The sequence below is a fragment of the Leifsonia sp. KNZ12-8B genome, from assembly GCF_056755495.1.
This window is the reverse complement of record NZ_JBPGXM010000024.1, coordinates 20,569-36,272: the sequence shown is the minus strand read 5'-3', so window position 1 is coordinate 36,272 and position 15,704 is coordinate 20,569. Positions and strand designations below refer to the sequence as shown.

Below are 15,704 nucleotides of genomic sequence, written 5' to 3'. Positions count from 1 at the left end.
AGATGTGTATAAGAGACAGGTCAGGCGGCGTGTTGCGTCAAGTGGATGAAACGCCTCAGCCGATCCGGCGGCCGATCGAGCCGACCACCATGTCGAGCGGGGTGCCGGAGGCGTCGCGGCGGGCGCCGCCCTCGGGGAGGACGCGGGCGACGCCGTCCGGGGCGACCGCGTGAGCGGGGGCGGGGCCCGCCCAGGCGAGGACCAGCTCGCTCTCGCCCTTCAGGAAGCGCTGGGCTCGGACGCCGCCGGTCGCGCGTCCCTTGGCGGGGAACTCGGCGAAGTCGCTCACCTTGCCGCTGCCGGGGTCCGCGCCGGGGAGGGTCGCGTCGCTCGCGGCGATCGTCACGACGACCGCCTCCTCCTTCTGTCCGGCGGCCACCGCGCCGAAGAACACGACGTGCGCGTCGGCCCCGAGGTTGATGCCGGCCATGCCGCCCGCCGCGCGGCCCTGCGGGCGCACCGAGGAGGCGGGGAAGCGGAGGAGCTGCGCGTCGCTCGTGACGAACACCAGCTCGTCCGTGTCGTCGCCCTGCAGCGCGCCGACGACCTCGTCGCCGGCCTTGAGGGCGATGACCTCGAACTCCGGCTTGTTCGCCCAGTCGCCGGGGACGACCCGCTTCACGACGCCCTGCCGGGTGCCGAGCGCGATGCTGCGCTGCGCCTCCAGCGACACGAGCGCCAGGATGCGCTCCTTCTTGTCGGCGAGGGCGAGGTAGTCGGCGATCTTCACGCCGGCGCCCAGCTGGATGGAGTTGAGCGGCGCGGCGGGGAGGTCGACGGGGGAGAAACGCAGCAGCCGGCCCTTGCTCGTCACGGCCCCGATCTCGGCGCGGCTCGTGGTGTCGAGCTGCGAGAGGATCGCGTCGTGCTTGCTGCGGCGGGCGGGCGGTTGGATGCGGTCGAGGCCGGCGTCCTCGCCAGCGCCGGCGTCGACGCGGAGGATCCGGCCCGTGGTCGACAGGTACACGCGGCAGGGGACGTCCGCGACCTCCAGCTGCACCTGCGCCTTGCCGCGCCCCGCGGTCGCGATCGACGGCTTCGCCTCGGTGAGGAGGGTGCGGCGCGGCGTGCCGAAGCGCACGGCCACCTGCTCCAGCTCGTCCGACACCAGCTGGTTGATCCGCTGCCGGCTGGAGAGGATCTCCTCCAGCTCGGCGATCTCGGCCTTCAGCTGGTCGCGCTCGGTCTCGAGCTCGATGCGCGAGAACTTCGTGAGGCGGCGCAGCCGCAGCTCCAGGATGTAGTCGGCCTGCAGCGTGCTGAGGTCGAACACCTGCATCAGGCGCGTGCGGGCCGCGTCGGTGTCGTCGGAGCTGCGGATGACCTGGATGACCTCGTCGATGTCGAGGATCGCGATGAGCAGCCCCTCCACCAGGTGCAGCCGCTCCTTGCGCCGGGCGAGGCGGAACTGCGAGCGCCGGGTGACGACGCTGACGCGGTGGTCGAGGTAGACGGAGAGGAGCTCGCGCAGGCCGAGCGTCTGCGGGCCGCCCTCGACGAGGGCGACGTTGTTGATCGCGAAGCCCTCCTCCAGCGGGGTGTGCCGGTAGAGCTGCTCCAGCACCGCCTCGGGGCTGAAGCCGGTCTTGATGCCGATGACGAGCCGGAGGCCGTTCTGCCGGTCGGAGAGGTCGGTGACGTCGGAGATGCCGTTGAGCTTCTTGCCGTTGACGCCGTCCTTGATCTTCTCGATGACCTTCTCGGGGCCGACGCCGTATGGCAGCTCCGTGACGACGAGGCCGCTCTTGCGTGCGGTGATCGACTCGACCGCGACCTTCGCCCGCATCCGGAAGCTGCCGCGGCCGGTCGCGTACGCGTCGCGCACGCCTGCGAGGCCGGCGATGGTGCCGCCGCTCGGGAGGTCAGGGCCCGGCACATAGGCCATGAGGTCGTCGAGCGTGGCGTCGGGGTTGTCGAGCAGGTGGCGGGCGGCGCCCACGACCTCCACCAGGTTGTGCGGCGCCATGTTGGTCGCCATGCCGACCGCGATGCCGCTCGCGCCGTTGACCAGGAGGTTCGGGAAGGCGGCGGGCAGCACATCCGGCTGCATCAGCTGGTTGTCGTAGTTGGGGACGAAGTCGACGACGTCCTCGTCGAGGTCCTCGGTGAGGGCGAGCGCGGCGGCGGCGAGGCGGGCCTCGGTGTACCGGGCGGCGGCGGGGCCGTCGTCGAGGGAGCCGAAGTTGCCGTGCCCGTCGACCAGCGGCACGCGCAGGGTGAAGTCCTGCGCCATGCGTACGAGCGCGTCGTAGATGGCGCTGTCGCCGTGCGGGTGCAGCTTTCCCATCACCTCGCCGGTGACGCGTGCTGACTTGACGTGGCCGCGGTCCGGCCGCAGTCCCATCTCGGTCATCATGTAGAGGATGCGGCGCTGCACCGGCTTGAGGCCGTCGCGCGCGTCGGGCAGGGCCCGGGAGTAGATGACCGAGTAGGCGTACTCGAGGAAGGAGCCCTGCATCTCGGTCGTGACGTCGACGTCTTCGATGCGCTCGGTGGTGCCCGCGGGGGCCTGCTCGTCTGCTGGTGTCATTCGCGTGTTCTCGGGAGGGTCGGTGGGGCGATCCGGGACGGGGCGTGCTGTGACAGACTGGGCCGGATGTCCCCCATGCTACCGGCCGCGTTCACGACCAGAGCGAGCCTCGCCACGGTTCTGCCGAGTTCGCTCGGCGCCCTGCGCGGCGAGGAGAACGCGCTGGGCCTGCCGCCGCTGGAGCACGTCGTCGTGATCGTGGTGGACGGCCTCGGTGCGGCGGCGCTGCGGGCCAGGTCCGGGCACGCGCGCACGCTCGCGCCGCTCCTCGGGAAGGCGACGACGATCGACGCCGGATTCCCGACGACGACGGCCGCCGCCCTCACCACGCTGACCACCGGCACCACCCCCGGTGAGCACGGGATGGTCGGCTACCGCGTCCGCGACGACGCCGGCCGGCTCACCAATCAGCTGAGCGGCTGGGACGACCTCATGGTCCCGGCCACCTGGCAGCGCTCGCGCACGGTGTTCGAGCGGGCGAGGGAGGAGGGCGTCGCCACGCGCGCGATCGGGCTCGCGAAGTACGCCGAGTCCGGCTTCACGGCCGCCGTCCTGCGCGGGGCCGAGTTCCTGGGCGGGCGCACGATGGCGGACCGGTTCGCGCTGGGCGCCGAGGTGGCCGCCACCGGCGGACCCGGCCTCACCTATCTCTATGTGGCCGAGCTCGACCAGCTGGCGCACGCCCGCGGCTGGGAGTCCGCGGACTGGACGACGGCGCTCGAGACGCTCGACGGACTGGTCGACGCGTTCTCGCGCGGCCTCGGCCCGGGCCGGGCGGCCCTGCTGACCGCGGACCACGGCGTCGTGGACGTCCCCGAGTCCGGTCACGTGCTGTTCGACACCGCTCCGGAGCTGCTGGAGGGCGTGGCCGACATCGCGGGCGAGCCGCGCCTCCTGCACCTCTATACAGAGGAGGGCGCGGCGGAGGCCGTCGCCGCGCGCTGGCGGGACGCCGAGGGCGAGCGCGCCTGGGTCGCGACCCGGGCAGAGGCGGTGGCCGCCGGCTGGTTCGGGCCGTCGGTCGCGCCGGAGGTCGCTCCCCGCATCGGCGACGTGCTCGTGGCGGCCCGCAAGCGCATCGCGTACTACGACGGGCGCGACCCGCAGCGCACCGGGCGCGGCATGGTCGGGCAGCACGGCTCGCTCACGCCGGAGGAGACCAGGGTCCCGCTGCTGCGGTTCGGCGCGGCGGCCTAGGAGCGGCTCAGGCCAGGTCGTCGTCGGTGCGCGCGCCGAAGACGATCTCGTCCCAGCTCGGCATGGCGGCGCGGCCCTTCTTGCGGGCGCTCGGCGCGGGGCCGGTGTTCGAGGTGCCGGCAGGCGCCTCGTCGGCGGGCGGTGCCGCGGGAGCGGGCGGTGCCGCGGGAGCGGGCGGTGCCGCGGGAGCGGGCGGTGCCGCGGGAGCGGGCGCCGGCGTCTCCTCGACGAACGTGATCGACTCCTCAACCAGGCGGAAGGGCAGTGGCGTCAGCGGCTCCGTGTGCTGCTCCGGCTCCGGCTTCGCGGGCTGGGGCTCGTCGTAGCTCGCGGCCTCGCGCTCTCCGCGGCGGCGGCGGAGCGCCTCCAGCAGGTCCGCGGTGTGCTGCGTGCCGCGCGGGCTGTCGTCGTCGGCGCGGTTGATGGCGGAGACGGTGATCGAGTTGTTCGCGCTCGCGCGCCCGTGCAGCGGCTCGATCGGCTGCGTGATCTCGGGGCCGAGGAGGTCGGCAGCGGGCTCGGGGAAGGTGAAGGCACCGCTGTCGAAGCGGGACGTGTCCGGCTCGCCCTCGTGCGGCAGCACCGCGCGGAGCCGGGGGATGAGCGCCCCGCCCCGGAGCTCGCCGGCCTGCGAGAGCGTGGTCGCCTCGGAATTGATCGGGGCGAGGGCGTGCTTGCGGGCGTCGTACGACCAGCGGGCGTCGTGCTCGATGGTGTCGGCCGTGAACTCGAGCTTGACGATCCAGCCGGTCTCGCTGTCCTTCCAGCTCGCCCAGCGCTCTCCGGCGACGCCGAGCGAGGCGAGGCGCTCGCGGATGACCGAGCCGAAGGTGTCCGGCTCGCCGAGCGGGTCGACCTCGACGGCGGTGTGCACGGGCACGCTGAGGGCGCTGGCGACGATGTGTTCGCGCTCGGCGATGATCGGGCCCTCGAAGCGCTGGACGTACTCCAGCGGCGCTCCCGTGACCGCGGCCACATCCTCGGCGGACATGCCGGCGCGGATGTGCGCCTGCACCTCCCGCGGCGACAGCTTCGGCGCCTCCGTCGAGGCCTGCTGCCTCACCTGGCGGATGCGCGACTGCAGCGTCTCATCGACGGCGATGCGGAATCGCTCACCGTCGTCGCCGACGGCGACGATCGCGCCGTTCTCGACCCCGATGACCTTCAAATCCTGCATGTGCATGCCTTCCGAGCTCGTACGTACCGGGCCAGGATGCCACGAGAACGGGGGGAGTCAGGGGAATAGCGCGGGCGTGCCGGAAGTTGAACGGTGAGCCTGCACTGAGAGCCTCCTGAACGGTTTTGCTATTCGCAGGCGATTGATGCAAACTATGGCCGCCGATTGCGAGAATCGGCCGTTACGTACGAGAAGTGGATGGGCATGGCAACGGATTACGACGCACCGCGGAAGACCGAGGACGACTCCGAGTCGATCGAGGCCCTCAAGGAGCGGGTTCCGGACAAGATGTCCGGTGTCGTGGACGTCGAGGACGCGGACAACCCGGGTGGCTACGAGCTCCCCGGCGCCGACCTGTCGGACCTCGACCTCGACGTCGTCGTGCTGCCTCCCCAGGCTGACGAGTTCACCTGCGTGAACTGCTTCCTGGTGAAGCACCGGTCGCAGATCGACCACGAGACGAAGCTCGGACCGATCTGCGTGGAGTGCGCCGCCTGAGCCGACGCACCGCACTGACGATGTCCCTCCTCTTAAGAAGAGGGGCGCGCCTCACCGAGAACCCGGACCAGCTGGTCCGGGTTTCTTGTTGAGAGGAGCCAGTAGGGCGTCGGGTCCTGCGCGTCGTCGACCGGAACCTTGACCACGGGCGTGATCCAGCCGCGGATGAGCAGCCAGGCGCGCGCGTCGAGCCGCTGCCCGCGCTGCAGCGTCGCGGCGTCGCCGGTGTAGGCGGCCGGCTCCCCGATCAGGGCGAGCGGGATGCGTGCGTTGCCGGCGATCAGCTCCTCCCGCGTCACCCGGATCGTCGGCGCGGAGACGATCAGCGCGACGACGATCGCCGCATAGAAGAGGAGCGAGAGGACCACGCCGACGGTCAGGTTGATGGGCGCGAAGACGAGCATGACGGCCGGGATGACGAGCAGGGTGGCGATGAAGAGCCAGGGGGTCGCCCAGAGCCGTTCGCGGTAGAGGTCCATGCTCCCTATTCGACCAGACTTCTGCACTACCCTCGACACGTGACCGATACCGTCGACGTCCCGATCATCGCCGAGCGGGTCCCCGCCTACGCCCACCCCGGCGACGCCGGGGCCGATCTGTGCGCTGCGGAGGCGGTGACGCTGGGGCCGGGGGAGCGGCACACGGTGCCGACGGGCGTGTCGATCGCGCTGCCGGAGGGCTACGCCGCGTTCGTCGTCCCGCGCAGCGGATTGGCCATGCGGCACGGGATCACCATCGTGAACGCGCCGGGCACGGTCGACGCCGGCTACCGCGGCGAGATCCGCGTGACCGTCCTCAACACGGACAGGTCGATGCCGTACGATATCGCCGTCGGCGACCGGATCGCCCAGCTGATCGTCATGCCGGTCACGCGCGCCCGGTTCATCCCCGTCGACAGCCTCCCGGACAGCCACCGCGGCACAGCGGGCTTCGGCTCGTCCGGCTACACCGTCACCCAGTCAGGAGACCACGCGTGAGCGACAGCACCGAGAACCCGGCCGAGCTCGAGCAGCACGAGCAGGACGGCGACCTCGAGCAGGGCGCGCCCGACGAGAAGTCGGCACCCGAGGACCGCGAGACCGAGGGGCCGCTCGACGAGAGCGAGGCCAACCCGGTCCGGCCGTACGTCGACCTGGGCGGCGTGAAGATCCTCCCGCGCGAGGGCCTCCACCTGCGCCTGGAGGTCGAGGAGGAGACTCAGCGGGTCGTCGCCGTGGGGCTCGACTACGCGGGCTCGACCCTGCAGGTCCAGCCGTTCGCCGCTCCGCGCTCCACCGGCCTGTGGCACGAGATCCGGGGCCAGATCGCGGAGCAGGTGCAGCGCCAGGGTGGGCGCATCACCGAGCGCGACGGCGTTTTCGGCCCCGAGCTGATCGCCGAGATCCCGGTCGCCGCGCCGCAGGGCGCTCCGGGCGAGACCCGCGTCGCACGGTTCATCGGCGTGGACGGGCCGCGCTGGTTCCTCCGCGGCGTCATCGCGGGCGACGCGGCCGTGAAGCCGGAGGCCGCCGCGCTCGTCGAGGACCTCTTCCGCAGCATCGTCGTGGTGCGCGGCTCGGTCCCGATGCCCCCGCGCGACCTCATCCCTCTCCGCATGCCCGCCGCGCCCACCGCGGGCGGCGCCGCCGACTCCTACACGTCCCTCTGAGGCGCGGCATGAGCGACCAGGATCGCCGGGAGCCGCGCCCCGAGGACGCGGACGCCGTCGCCGCCGGCATCGGCGAGAACCTCGCCAAGGCCGCGCGCAAGTCCGGTCTCGGCCAGCTGACGGACTCCGACGCGCCCACCGGCGCCGCGCTGCTCGGCGCGCTCGGCGGCGTGCGCGGACTGCTGGAGACGATCCTCCCCGGCCTCGTCTTCCTGATCCTGTTCACCTTCACGCAGAATGTGCCGCTCTCGATCGGGTGCTCGGTGGCCGTCGCGATCGTGTTCACCGTGGTCCGCGTGATCGGCAAGACCCCGGTGACCCAGGCCGTCGCGGGTCTCATCGGCGTCGGCGCCTCGGCGATCCTGGCGCTCATCACGGGCCGCGGCGAGGACAACTTCGTGCTCGGGATCTGGACCAACGTCGCTTACGGCGCCGCCCTCCTGATCTCGATCCTGGTGCGCTGGCCGCTGATCGGCCTGGCGGCCGGCTACCTGATGGGCGACGGCCTCGCCTGGCGCTCCGTGCGGTCGAAATTCCGCGTCATGCAGGCGCTGACGTTCCTCTGGTTCCTGCTCTTCGCCGCCCGTCTGCTGGTCCAGGTCCCGCTTTACCTCGCCCACACGCCGGAGGCGACGAGCGCGCTCGGCCTGGCCAAGCTGCTGATGGGCGTGCCGCTCTACGCGCCCCTCCTGCTGATCACCTACTTCGTCGTGCGCGGGCAGTTCCCGCAGAAACCGGCCGCCGGGCAGCGCCCCGCCGGTCAGAATCCCGCGCAGGGTTAGCGGCGCGGGACCGGGGGAGACGGGGATGCTCGACGCGCGCACGAGGGAGGGGCTCACCGGCGCGCAGGTGGCCGAGCGGCGCGCCGACGGGCGCGTGAACGCCCAGCGCCAGCCGACCTCCCGATCGCTCGCCGACATCCTGCGCGAGAACATCTTCACGCTGTTCAACGGCATCCTGACCGCGTGCTTCGTCGCGGTGGTGCTGCTGGGCGATCTGCGCGACGGCTTCTTCTTCGGCGTTGTGGTCGTGAACGCCCTGATCGGGATCGTGCAGGAGGTCAGGGCCAAGCTGGTCCTCGACCGGGCGGCGCTGCTCGCCGCGCCCGAGAGCCGGGTGCGCCGCGACGGCGAGGTCGTGGCCGTCGCGCTGGACGACGTGGTGCTCGACGACCTGCTGGTGCTGCGCCCCGGCGACCAGCTGCCGGCGGACGCCGTGGTACTCGAGAGTACCGGCCTCGCCGTCGACGAGTCGCTGCTAACGGGGGAGTCGGAGCCGATCTTCGCCGACGAGGGCGCGCGCCTGCTCTCCGGCTCGCACGTCGTCGCCGGCACCGGGTACGCGGTGGTCACCGCGGTCGGCGCCGACTCGTACGCGGGGCGGCTCACCGGCGAGATCCGGCGGCACTCGCTGGTCCGCTCGGAGCTGCGGGAGGCCACCAACCGCATCCTCGTCTACCTCTCGTGGGTGCTGGGCCCGCTCATCCTGCTGACGCTGATCGGCCGCGTGCTGGCCTACGGAGGCTTCTCCGCGCTGTTCGTGGACGACCGCTGGCGGCGGGCGCTGCTCGACGCGGTCGCCGCGGTGGTCGGCATGATCCCCGAGGGGCTCGTCCTGCTGACGAGTCTGGCGTTCGGCGTGGCGGCCATCCAGCTCGCCGCGCGCAAGGTGCTGGTGCAGGAGCTCGCGGCGGTGGAGGTGCTGGCCCGCGTCGATGTGCTCTGCCTCGACAAGACCGGAACGCTGACCACGGGCGAGCTGGTCCTGGAGCGGACCGAGACCCTGGCCGGGCCGGTGCCGGAGCAGCAGGCGCACGTGGCGCTCGCGGCGTTCGGCTCGGACGACGCGGGCAACGCGACGGCCGGCATCCTGAGCAGCCGGTTTCGGGCGGAGGGCTACCGGGTGCTGCGCCGCATCCCGTTCAGCTCGGCCACGAAGTACAGCGGCGTCGTGATCGAGGACGCCGGCGCACAGAGCGCCTGGGTGCTCGGCGCGCCGGAGCGCGTGCTCGCCGACCATCCCGAGGCGGCGGCCAGGGCTGCCGCGATCGCCGCGACCGGCCGCAGGACGCTCGCCCTGGCCCGCGCCGTCGGCGCGCTGCCGGAGGGCACCCACGTCCCGCTCACGGGCGTCGCCCTCGAACCGGCCTGCCTGGTGGTGCTGGGCGAGACGCTGCGTGCGGAGGCGCCGGCGACGCTCGGCTACTTCGGCGAGCAGACCGTGCGCGTCGTCGTGATGTCGGGGGACAATCCCCTGACCGTCGCGGCCATCGCGCAGGAGCTGGGTCTCGAGGGGGAGGCGGTGGACGCCTCCACGCTGACCACGGACGAGGAGCTGGCGCGCGCCCTCGAGACGGCCAGCGTGTTCGGGCGGGTGTCACCTCAGCAGAAGCGCTCAGCCGTCGGCCTGCTGCAGCAGCAGGGCCGGACGGTCGCCATGACCGGTGACGGCGTCAACGACGCGATGGCGGTGAAGGACGCGGACCTCGGCATCGCGATGGGCACCGCGACCGCGGCGACGAAGGCGGTGTCGCGGCTCGTGCTGCTCGACGACCGGTTCGACCGGCTCCCGAACGTGCTGGCCTCCGGCCGGCGCGTGATCGCGAACGTGGAGCGCGTCTCCAACATCTTCCTGGCGAAGACGGTCTACGGCATCCTGCTCGCGCTGGTGAGCGCGATCGTGCTGTGGCCCTTCCCGTTCCTGCCGCGGCAGCTGACCCTGGTGTCGACGTTGGCGATCGGCATCCCCTCCTTCTTCCTCGCGCTGGCTCCGAACAAGCGCATCTACACGCCGGGTGTGCTGCACCGGGTGCTGCGGTACTCCATCCCGACCGGGATCATCGCGGGGCTCGCAGCGGTGGTCGCCTACGCCCCGCTGTACCGCTCGGTGCCGCTGCACGAGGCGCGGAGCGTCACGACCGTCGCGCTGTTCACGGTCTCGCTGTGGATCCTCGCGGTGCTCACCCGGCCGCTGACCGGGGCCAGGATCGGGCTGCTGGGCGCGGTCGCGGCCGCCTTCGTGCTGGTGTGCGTCATCCCGTTCACGGCGTCGTTCTTCGAGATGCACCTGACGCTGTCGTGGCAGCTGACGTGGGGCGTCCTGGTCGGCGTCGTCGGCGCGGTGGGGGTGGAGGCGTTCTATCGCTTCGCGAAGCGGCGCGCCCTGGTGTTCGACCGCCTCTGAGCGTGCTAGTTTTATCTTGACGTCAAGATAAATGTCGGCCCGCAGGACTTAGGCTTGCCTTGCTGGAAACGCGCTTCGACGGACGACGAAGATGAACAAGGCGTGCGTGAACATCGCCTGCCGATGAAGGAGAGGGCATTGTGTCTGCAGTGAACAGCTTCGGTGCGAAGAGGACCCTGACGGTCGGGTCGAAGGACTACACGATCTTCGGGATCGACACCGTCGACGGCTACCGGAAGCTCCCGTTCAGCCTCAAGGTGCTGCTCGAGAACCTGCTTCGCACGGAGGACGGCGCGAACATCACCGCCGACCACATCCGTGCCCTCGGCTCCTGGGACCCGGCGGCCGAGCCCAACACCGAGATCCAGTTCACGCCCGCGCGCGTGATCATGCAGGACTTCACCGGTGTGCCGTGCATCGTCGACCTCGCCACCATGCGCGAGGCCGTGTCGGCGCTCGGCGGCGACCCCAAGAAGATCAACCCGCTGGCCCCGGCCGAGATGGTCATCGACCACTCCGTCATCGCCGACCTGTTCGGCCAGCCGGACGCGCTCGAGCGCAACACCGACATCGAGTACGAGCGCAACGGCGAGCGCTACCAGTTCCTGCGCTGGGGCCAGACCGCGTTCGACGACTTCAAGGTCGTCCCGCCGGGGACCGGCATCGTGCACCAGGTCAACATCGAGTATCTGGCCCGCGTCACCATGACCCGCGAGGTCGGCGGCGAACTTCTCGCCTACCCGGACACCTGCGTCGGCACCGACTCGCACACCACGATGGTCAACGGCCTCGGCGTGCTCGGCTGGGGCGTCGGCGGCATCGAGGCCGAGGCCGCGATGCTCGGCCAGCCCGTGTCGATGCTCATCCCCAAGGTCGTCGGCTTCAAGCTGACCGGCGCCATCCCGACCGGCGTGACCGCGACCGACGTCGTGCTCACCATCACGCAGATGCTGCGCAAGCACGGCGTGGTCGGCAAGTTCGTCGAGTTCTACGGCGCCGGCGTCGCGGAGGTCCCGCTCGCCAACCGCGCCACCATCGGCAACATGAGCCCCGAGTTCGGCTCCACCGCCGCCATGTTCCCGATCGACGAGGTCACCCTCGACTACCTGCGCCTCACCGGGCGCAGCGAGGAGCAGGTGCAGCTGGTCGAGGAGTACTCCAAGGCGCAGAGCCTGTGGCATGACCCGGAGAGCGAGCCGGTCTTCAGCGAGTACCTCGAGCTCGACCTCTCGACGGTCGTCCCGTCGATCGCCGGCCCGAAGCGCCCGCAGGACCGCATCGAGCTGAGCGTTGCGAAGGACCAGTTCGAGAAGGACCTCGTCGACTACGCCGACATCTCGCACGACCTGGTCGACCTGACGATCTCCGAGTCCTTCCCGGCCTCCGACCCCGGAGAGCTGCAGCCGGAGGACGACCACAGCACGCACGTCCACACGCACCACAGCCACGCGCCGAAGACGGCCTCGAGCCCCACCCCGGTCAAGCTGGCCAACGGCGAGGACTTCGTGCTCGACCACGGCGCGGTCGCGATCGCGGCGATCACCTCCTGCACCAACACCTCCAACCCGTCGGTCATGCTCGCCGCCGGCCTGCTCGCCCGCAACGCGGCGAAGAAGGGCCTCAAGGCCAAGCCGTGGGTCAAGACCACGCTGGCGCCGGGCTCGAAGGTCGTCACCGACTACTACGAGAAGGCGGGCCTCACCAAGGACCTCGAGGCCCTCGGCTTCTACACGGTCGGCTACGGCTGCACCACCTGCATCGGCAACTCGGGCCCGCTGCTCGACGAGATCTCCGAGGCGGTCAACCAGAACGACCTCGCGGTCACCGCGGTGCTCTCGGGCAACCGCAACTTCGAGGGCCGGATCAACCCCGACGTGAAGATGAACTACCTGGCCAGCCCGCCGCTGGTCATCGCGTACGCGCTCGCCGGCTCGATGAACTTCGACTTCGAGGTCGACCCGCTCGGCACGGACAGCGAGGGCAACGACGTCTTCCTCAAGGACATCTGGCCGGACGCCGCCGAGGTGCAGGAGACGATCGACACCTCGATCAACGAGGGCATGTTCACTCACCAGTACGCGTCGGTCTTCGAGGGCGACGAGCGCTGGAAGTCGCTCGCCACCCCGACCGGCTCGGTGTTCGAGTGGGACGAGAAGTCGACCTACGTGCGCAAGCCCCCGTACTTCGACGGCATGACGCTCGAGACCACCCCGGTCACCGACATCACCGGCGCCCGCGTGATGGCCAAGCTCGGCGACTCGGTCACCACCGACCACATCTCGCCCGCCGGCTCCATCAAGGCGGACAGCCCGGCCGGCCGCTACCTCACCGAGCACGGCATCGACCGCAAGGACTTCAACTCCTACGGCTCGCGCCGCGGCAACCACGAGGTGATGATCCGCGGCACGTTCGCGAACATCCGGCTCAAGAACCAGCTGCTGGACGGCGTGGAGGGCGGCTACACCCGCGACTTCACCCAGCCCGAGGGTCCCCAGGCGTTCATCTACGACGCGTCGCAGAACTACCAGGCGCAGGGCATCCCGCTCGTCGTCCTCGGCGGCAAGGAGTACGGCTCCGGCTCGTCGCGCGACTGGGCGGCGAAGGGCACCAGCCTTCTCGGCGTCCGCGCGGTGATCACGGAGAGCTTCGAGCGCATCCACCGCTCGAACCTCATCGGCATGGGCGTCGTCCCGCTGCAGTTCCCCGCCGGCGAGTCGGCGGACTCGCTCGGCCTCGACGGCACCGAGATCATTTCGATCACGGGCCTGGAGGAGCTGAACGAGGGCCGCACGCCCAGGACCGTCCACGTCGTCGCCGAGCCGAGCGAGCACTCGCCCGCCGGCAAGCAGACCGTCGAGTTCGACGCGGTCGTCCGCATCGACACCCCCGGTGAGGCCGACTACTACCGCAACGGCGGCATCCTGCAGTACGTGCTGCGGAGCCTGGTCTGACCGACCGTCGGCACGGCACGAGGAGGCTCGGAATCGACTGGTTCCGAGCCTCCTCGGCGTCGGGCGAGCCTACACTCGAACCTATGAGCATCCTCGAGACCATTCACGGGCCGCGCGATCTCGACCGGCTCACGGAACGGGAGCTCGAGCGGCTGGCGGCGGAGGTGCGCGCCTTCCTCGTGGCGAACGTCGCGAAGACCGGCGGCCACCTCGGGCCGAACCTCGGCGTCGTCGAGACGACGATCGCGATCCACCGCGTCTTCGACTCCCCGCGGGACGCGGTCGTCTTCGACACCGGGCACCAGTCGTACGTGCACAAGCTGCTCACCGGCCGCCAGGACTTCTCGCAGCTGCGGCAGAAGGGCGGCCTCGCCGGCTACCCGCAGCGCTCGGAGTCCGAGCACGACATCGTGGAGAGCTCGCACGCCTCCTCGTCCCTGTCGTGGGCCGACGGCATCTCGCGCGCGTTCGAGATGACCGGCCAGAACGACCGCCACGTCGTCGCGGTGGTGGGCGACGGCGCCCTCACCGGCGGGATGACGTGGGAGGCGCTCAACAACATCAGCGACGACAACAACCGCAGCCTGATCATCGTCGTCAACGACAACGGGCGCTCGTACGCGCCCACGATCGGCGGGATGGCGCGCTTCCTCAACACCGTGCGGACGCGCCGCGGCTACCGCAGCCTGTACCTCACGAGCCGCCGCGCGTTCGACAAGCTCGGCACGCCGGGGCGCTCGTTCTACCGCGGGGTGCGGGGCGGCCTGCACGGCTTCCTGAGCCGGTTCTCGAACAACGAGGCGCTCTACTCGAACCTCGACATCAAGTACATCGGGCCCGTCCACGGCCACGACATCGCGGCGATGGAGGAGGCGCTGCGCCAGGCGAAGAACTACGGCGCGCCCGTCATCGTCCACGCGATCACGCAGAAGGGGCGCGGCTACGAGCCCGCCCTGCGCGACGTCGCCGACCAGTTCCACGCCGTGGGGCAGATCGACCCGGAGACGGGGGAGCCGGTGAGCAGCTCCTCCAAGCCGAGCTGGACCGGCGTCTTCGCGGACGAGATCGTCGCGCTGGCCGAGCAGAACCCGAAGCTCGTCGGCATCACGGCCGCGATGCTGCGGCCGACCGGCCTGCACAAGTTCGCCGAGCGCTTCCCGGACCGGGTGCACGACGTCGGCATCGCCGAGCAGCACGCGGTCACGAGCGCGGCGGGGCTCGCATTCGGCGGCCTCCACCCGGTGGTCGCGATCTACGCCACCTTCATGAACCGCGCCTTCGACCAGGTGCTGATGGATGTGGGCCTGCACAAGGCGGGCGTGACGTTCGTGCTCGACCGCGCCGGCGTCACCGGCCCGGACGGGCCCAGCCACCACGGCATCTGGGACCTCGCCATCCTCCAGGTCGTGCCGAACATCCGGCTGGCAGCGCCGCGCGACGGCACGCGGTTCCGCGAGGAGCTGGCGGAGGCCGTGGCGGTCGACGACGCCCCCACCGTGCTGCGCTTCCCGAAGGGCAACGTGCAGCCCGACATCGACGCGGTGCGCCGGCTCGACGACGGCGTCGACGTGCTGCGCGAGGGCGACTCGAAGGACGTCCTGCTCGTCGCGGTCGGCCCGATGGCCGAGCTGGGGCTGACGGTCGCCGACCGGCTCGCGGCGCAGGGGATCGGCGCCACGGTGGTCGACCCGCGCTGGGTCGTTCCCGTGCCGCGCAGCATCCTCGACCTCGCCGCAGAGCACCGCATCGTGGTGACGCTGGAGGACGGCATCCGGGTCGGCGGCATCGGCACCCGCGTGCGCCAGGACCTCCGCGAGGCCGGCATCGACACCGCGGTGGACGAGCTGGGGCTGCCCGACGCGTTCATCGACCACGCCACCCGCGAGGAGATCCTCGAGGAGGCCGGGCTCACGCCGCAGAAGATCGCCCGCGACCTCGTCGCGCAGGTGCTGGGGAGCCGGGTGCCGATCGCGCGTCCGCTGCCCGAGGAGGAGCTCAGCCGGCGCAACCTCGACGCCTAGCCCGCACGCGGCGGCGCGGTCAGAGCAGCTGGTCGAAGATCCGCGTCACGCGGTCCCAGTGGGTCGCCTGCGGCGTCCGCAGCTTCTCGTCCACGATGCGGAAGCTGTGCACCAGCGCCACGCCGATCCCGCCGACGATGCCGGGCAGCGCGGCCTGGGTGTCGTCGGCGAGCGGGAGGTCGAGCGGCGTGCGCCGCCCGAGCACGTCGAGCACCGCCTCCAGCGACACCGGCTCATCAAGCGCCGTGAAGGCGTCGATCGACTCCTGCAGCCCCGCCGTGATGGGGAGGTCCTGCGGCTGGACGGCGTCATGGCCGTTCGCGGCGGCCGTCTCGACGGCGCGCAGCAGCAGGTCGTGCAGCTTGCCGCTGAGGAAGTCGTCGAAGCGGCGGAAGTCGTTCTTGTCGACGTCGAGGTTCGCCGCACGGTGGAAGAACGTCTCGAACGCGCTCAGCCCGAACAGGTGCATGGCCGAACGGTACCGCTCGGGGGTCGCGCG

General features: G+C 71.2%; 12 protein-coding genes. 8 read left to right on the top strand and 4 right to left on the bottom strand.

Annotation, left to right across the window (positions count from 1 at the left end; genetic code table 11):
* Positions 1-55: 55 nt before the first annotated feature.
* On the bottom strand, positions 56-2,530 hold the full coding sequence (locus ACR9ZG_RS06010; protein WP_481283917.1) for a DNA gyrase/topoisomerase IV subunit A: 2,475 nt from the start codon (positions 2,528-2,530) through the stop codon (positions 56-58).
* Between the two features lie 66 nt (positions 2,531-2,596).
* Between ACR9ZG_RS06010 and ACR9ZG_RS06005 the strand changes: the two genes are divergently transcribed.
* On the top strand, positions 2,597-3,727 hold the full coding sequence (locus ACR9ZG_RS06005) for an alkaline phosphatase family protein (RefSeq protein WP_481283916.1): 1,131 nt from the start codon (positions 2,597-2,599) through the stop codon (positions 3,725-3,727).
* 7 nt (positions 3,728-3,734) lie between these two features.
* On the opposite strand, the gene sepH is transcribed toward ACR9ZG_RS06005, so the two are convergent.
* Entirely contained in the window at positions 3,735-4,904 is a 1,170-nt protein-coding gene (gene sepH / locus ACR9ZG_RS06000) for a septation protein SepH (protein WP_481283915.1), read from the bottom strand.
* Between the two features lie 204 nt (positions 4,905-5,108).
* Here sepH and ACR9ZG_RS05995 point away from each other — a divergent pair, with 204 nt between their 5' ends.
* The gene (locus ACR9ZG_RS05995) at positions 5,109-5,402 is read left to right on the top strand and encodes a DUF4193 domain-containing protein (protein WP_026307201.1); all 294 of its coding nucleotides are present in this window, start codon (positions 5,109-5,111) and stop codon (positions 5,400-5,402) included.
* Between the two features lie 32 nt (positions 5,403-5,434).
* On the opposite strand, the gene ACR9ZG_RS05990 is transcribed toward ACR9ZG_RS05995, so the two are convergent.
* The gene (locus ACR9ZG_RS05990; protein ID WP_481283914.1) at positions 5,435-5,881 is read right to left on the bottom strand and encodes a DUF3093 domain-containing protein; all 447 of its coding nucleotides are present in this window, start codon (positions 5,879-5,881) and stop codon (positions 5,435-5,437) included.
* A 39-nt stretch (positions 5,882-5,920) separates the two neighbouring features.
* Between ACR9ZG_RS05990 and dut the strand changes: the two genes are divergently transcribed.
* The 6 genes from dut to dxs all read left to right on the top strand — a co-directional run bounded on the left by dut (position 5,921) and on the right by dxs (position 15,205).
* The gene (dut, locus tag ACR9ZG_RS05985) at positions 5,921-6,379 is read left to right on the top strand and encodes a dUTP diphosphatase (RefSeq protein ID WP_301208253.1); all 459 of its coding nucleotides are present in this window, start codon (positions 5,921-5,923) and stop codon (positions 6,377-6,379) included.
* Entirely contained in the window at positions 6,376-7,050 is a 675-nt protein-coding gene (locus tag ACR9ZG_RS05980) for a DUF3710 domain-containing protein (protein WP_481283913.1), read from the top strand. Before dut ends, ACR9ZG_RS05980 begins: the two co-directional genes overlap by 4 nt.
* Before the next feature lie 8 nt (positions 7,051-7,058).
* Entirely contained in the window at positions 7,059-7,832 is a 774-nt protein-coding gene (locus tag ACR9ZG_RS05975; protein ID WP_481283912.1) for a DUF3159 domain-containing protein, read from the top strand.
* 25 nt (positions 7,833-7,857) lie between these two features.
* Positions 7,858-10,233: an HAD-IC family P-type ATPase gene (locus ACR9ZG_RS05970; RefSeq protein ID WP_481283911.1), complete on the top strand. Its 2,376-nt coding sequence runs from the start codon at positions 7,858-7,860 to the stop codon at positions 10,231-10,233.
* A 140-nt stretch (positions 10,234-10,373) separates the two neighbouring features.
* Positions 10,374-13,184, top strand: a complete 2,811-nt coding sequence (acnA, locus tag ACR9ZG_RS05965; RefSeq protein WP_481283910.1) for an aconitate hydratase AcnA — start codon at positions 10,374-10,376, stop codon at positions 13,182-13,184.
* Between the two features lie 83 nt (positions 13,185-13,267).
* Positions 13,268-15,205, top strand: coding sequence for a 1-deoxy-D-xylulose-5-phosphate synthase (gene dxs / locus ACR9ZG_RS05960; RefSeq protein ID WP_481283909.1), 1,938 nt, complete (start codon positions 13,268-13,270; stop codon positions 15,203-15,205).
* Between the two features lie 19 nt (positions 15,206-15,224).
* Here dxs and ACR9ZG_RS05955 read toward each other — a convergent pair whose 3' ends face one another.
* Positions 15,225-15,674, bottom strand: coding sequence for a DUF1931 family protein (locus ACR9ZG_RS05955; protein ID WP_481283908.1), 450 nt, complete (start codon positions 15,672-15,674; stop codon positions 15,225-15,227).
* Positions 15,675-15,704: the final 30 nt, after the last annotated feature.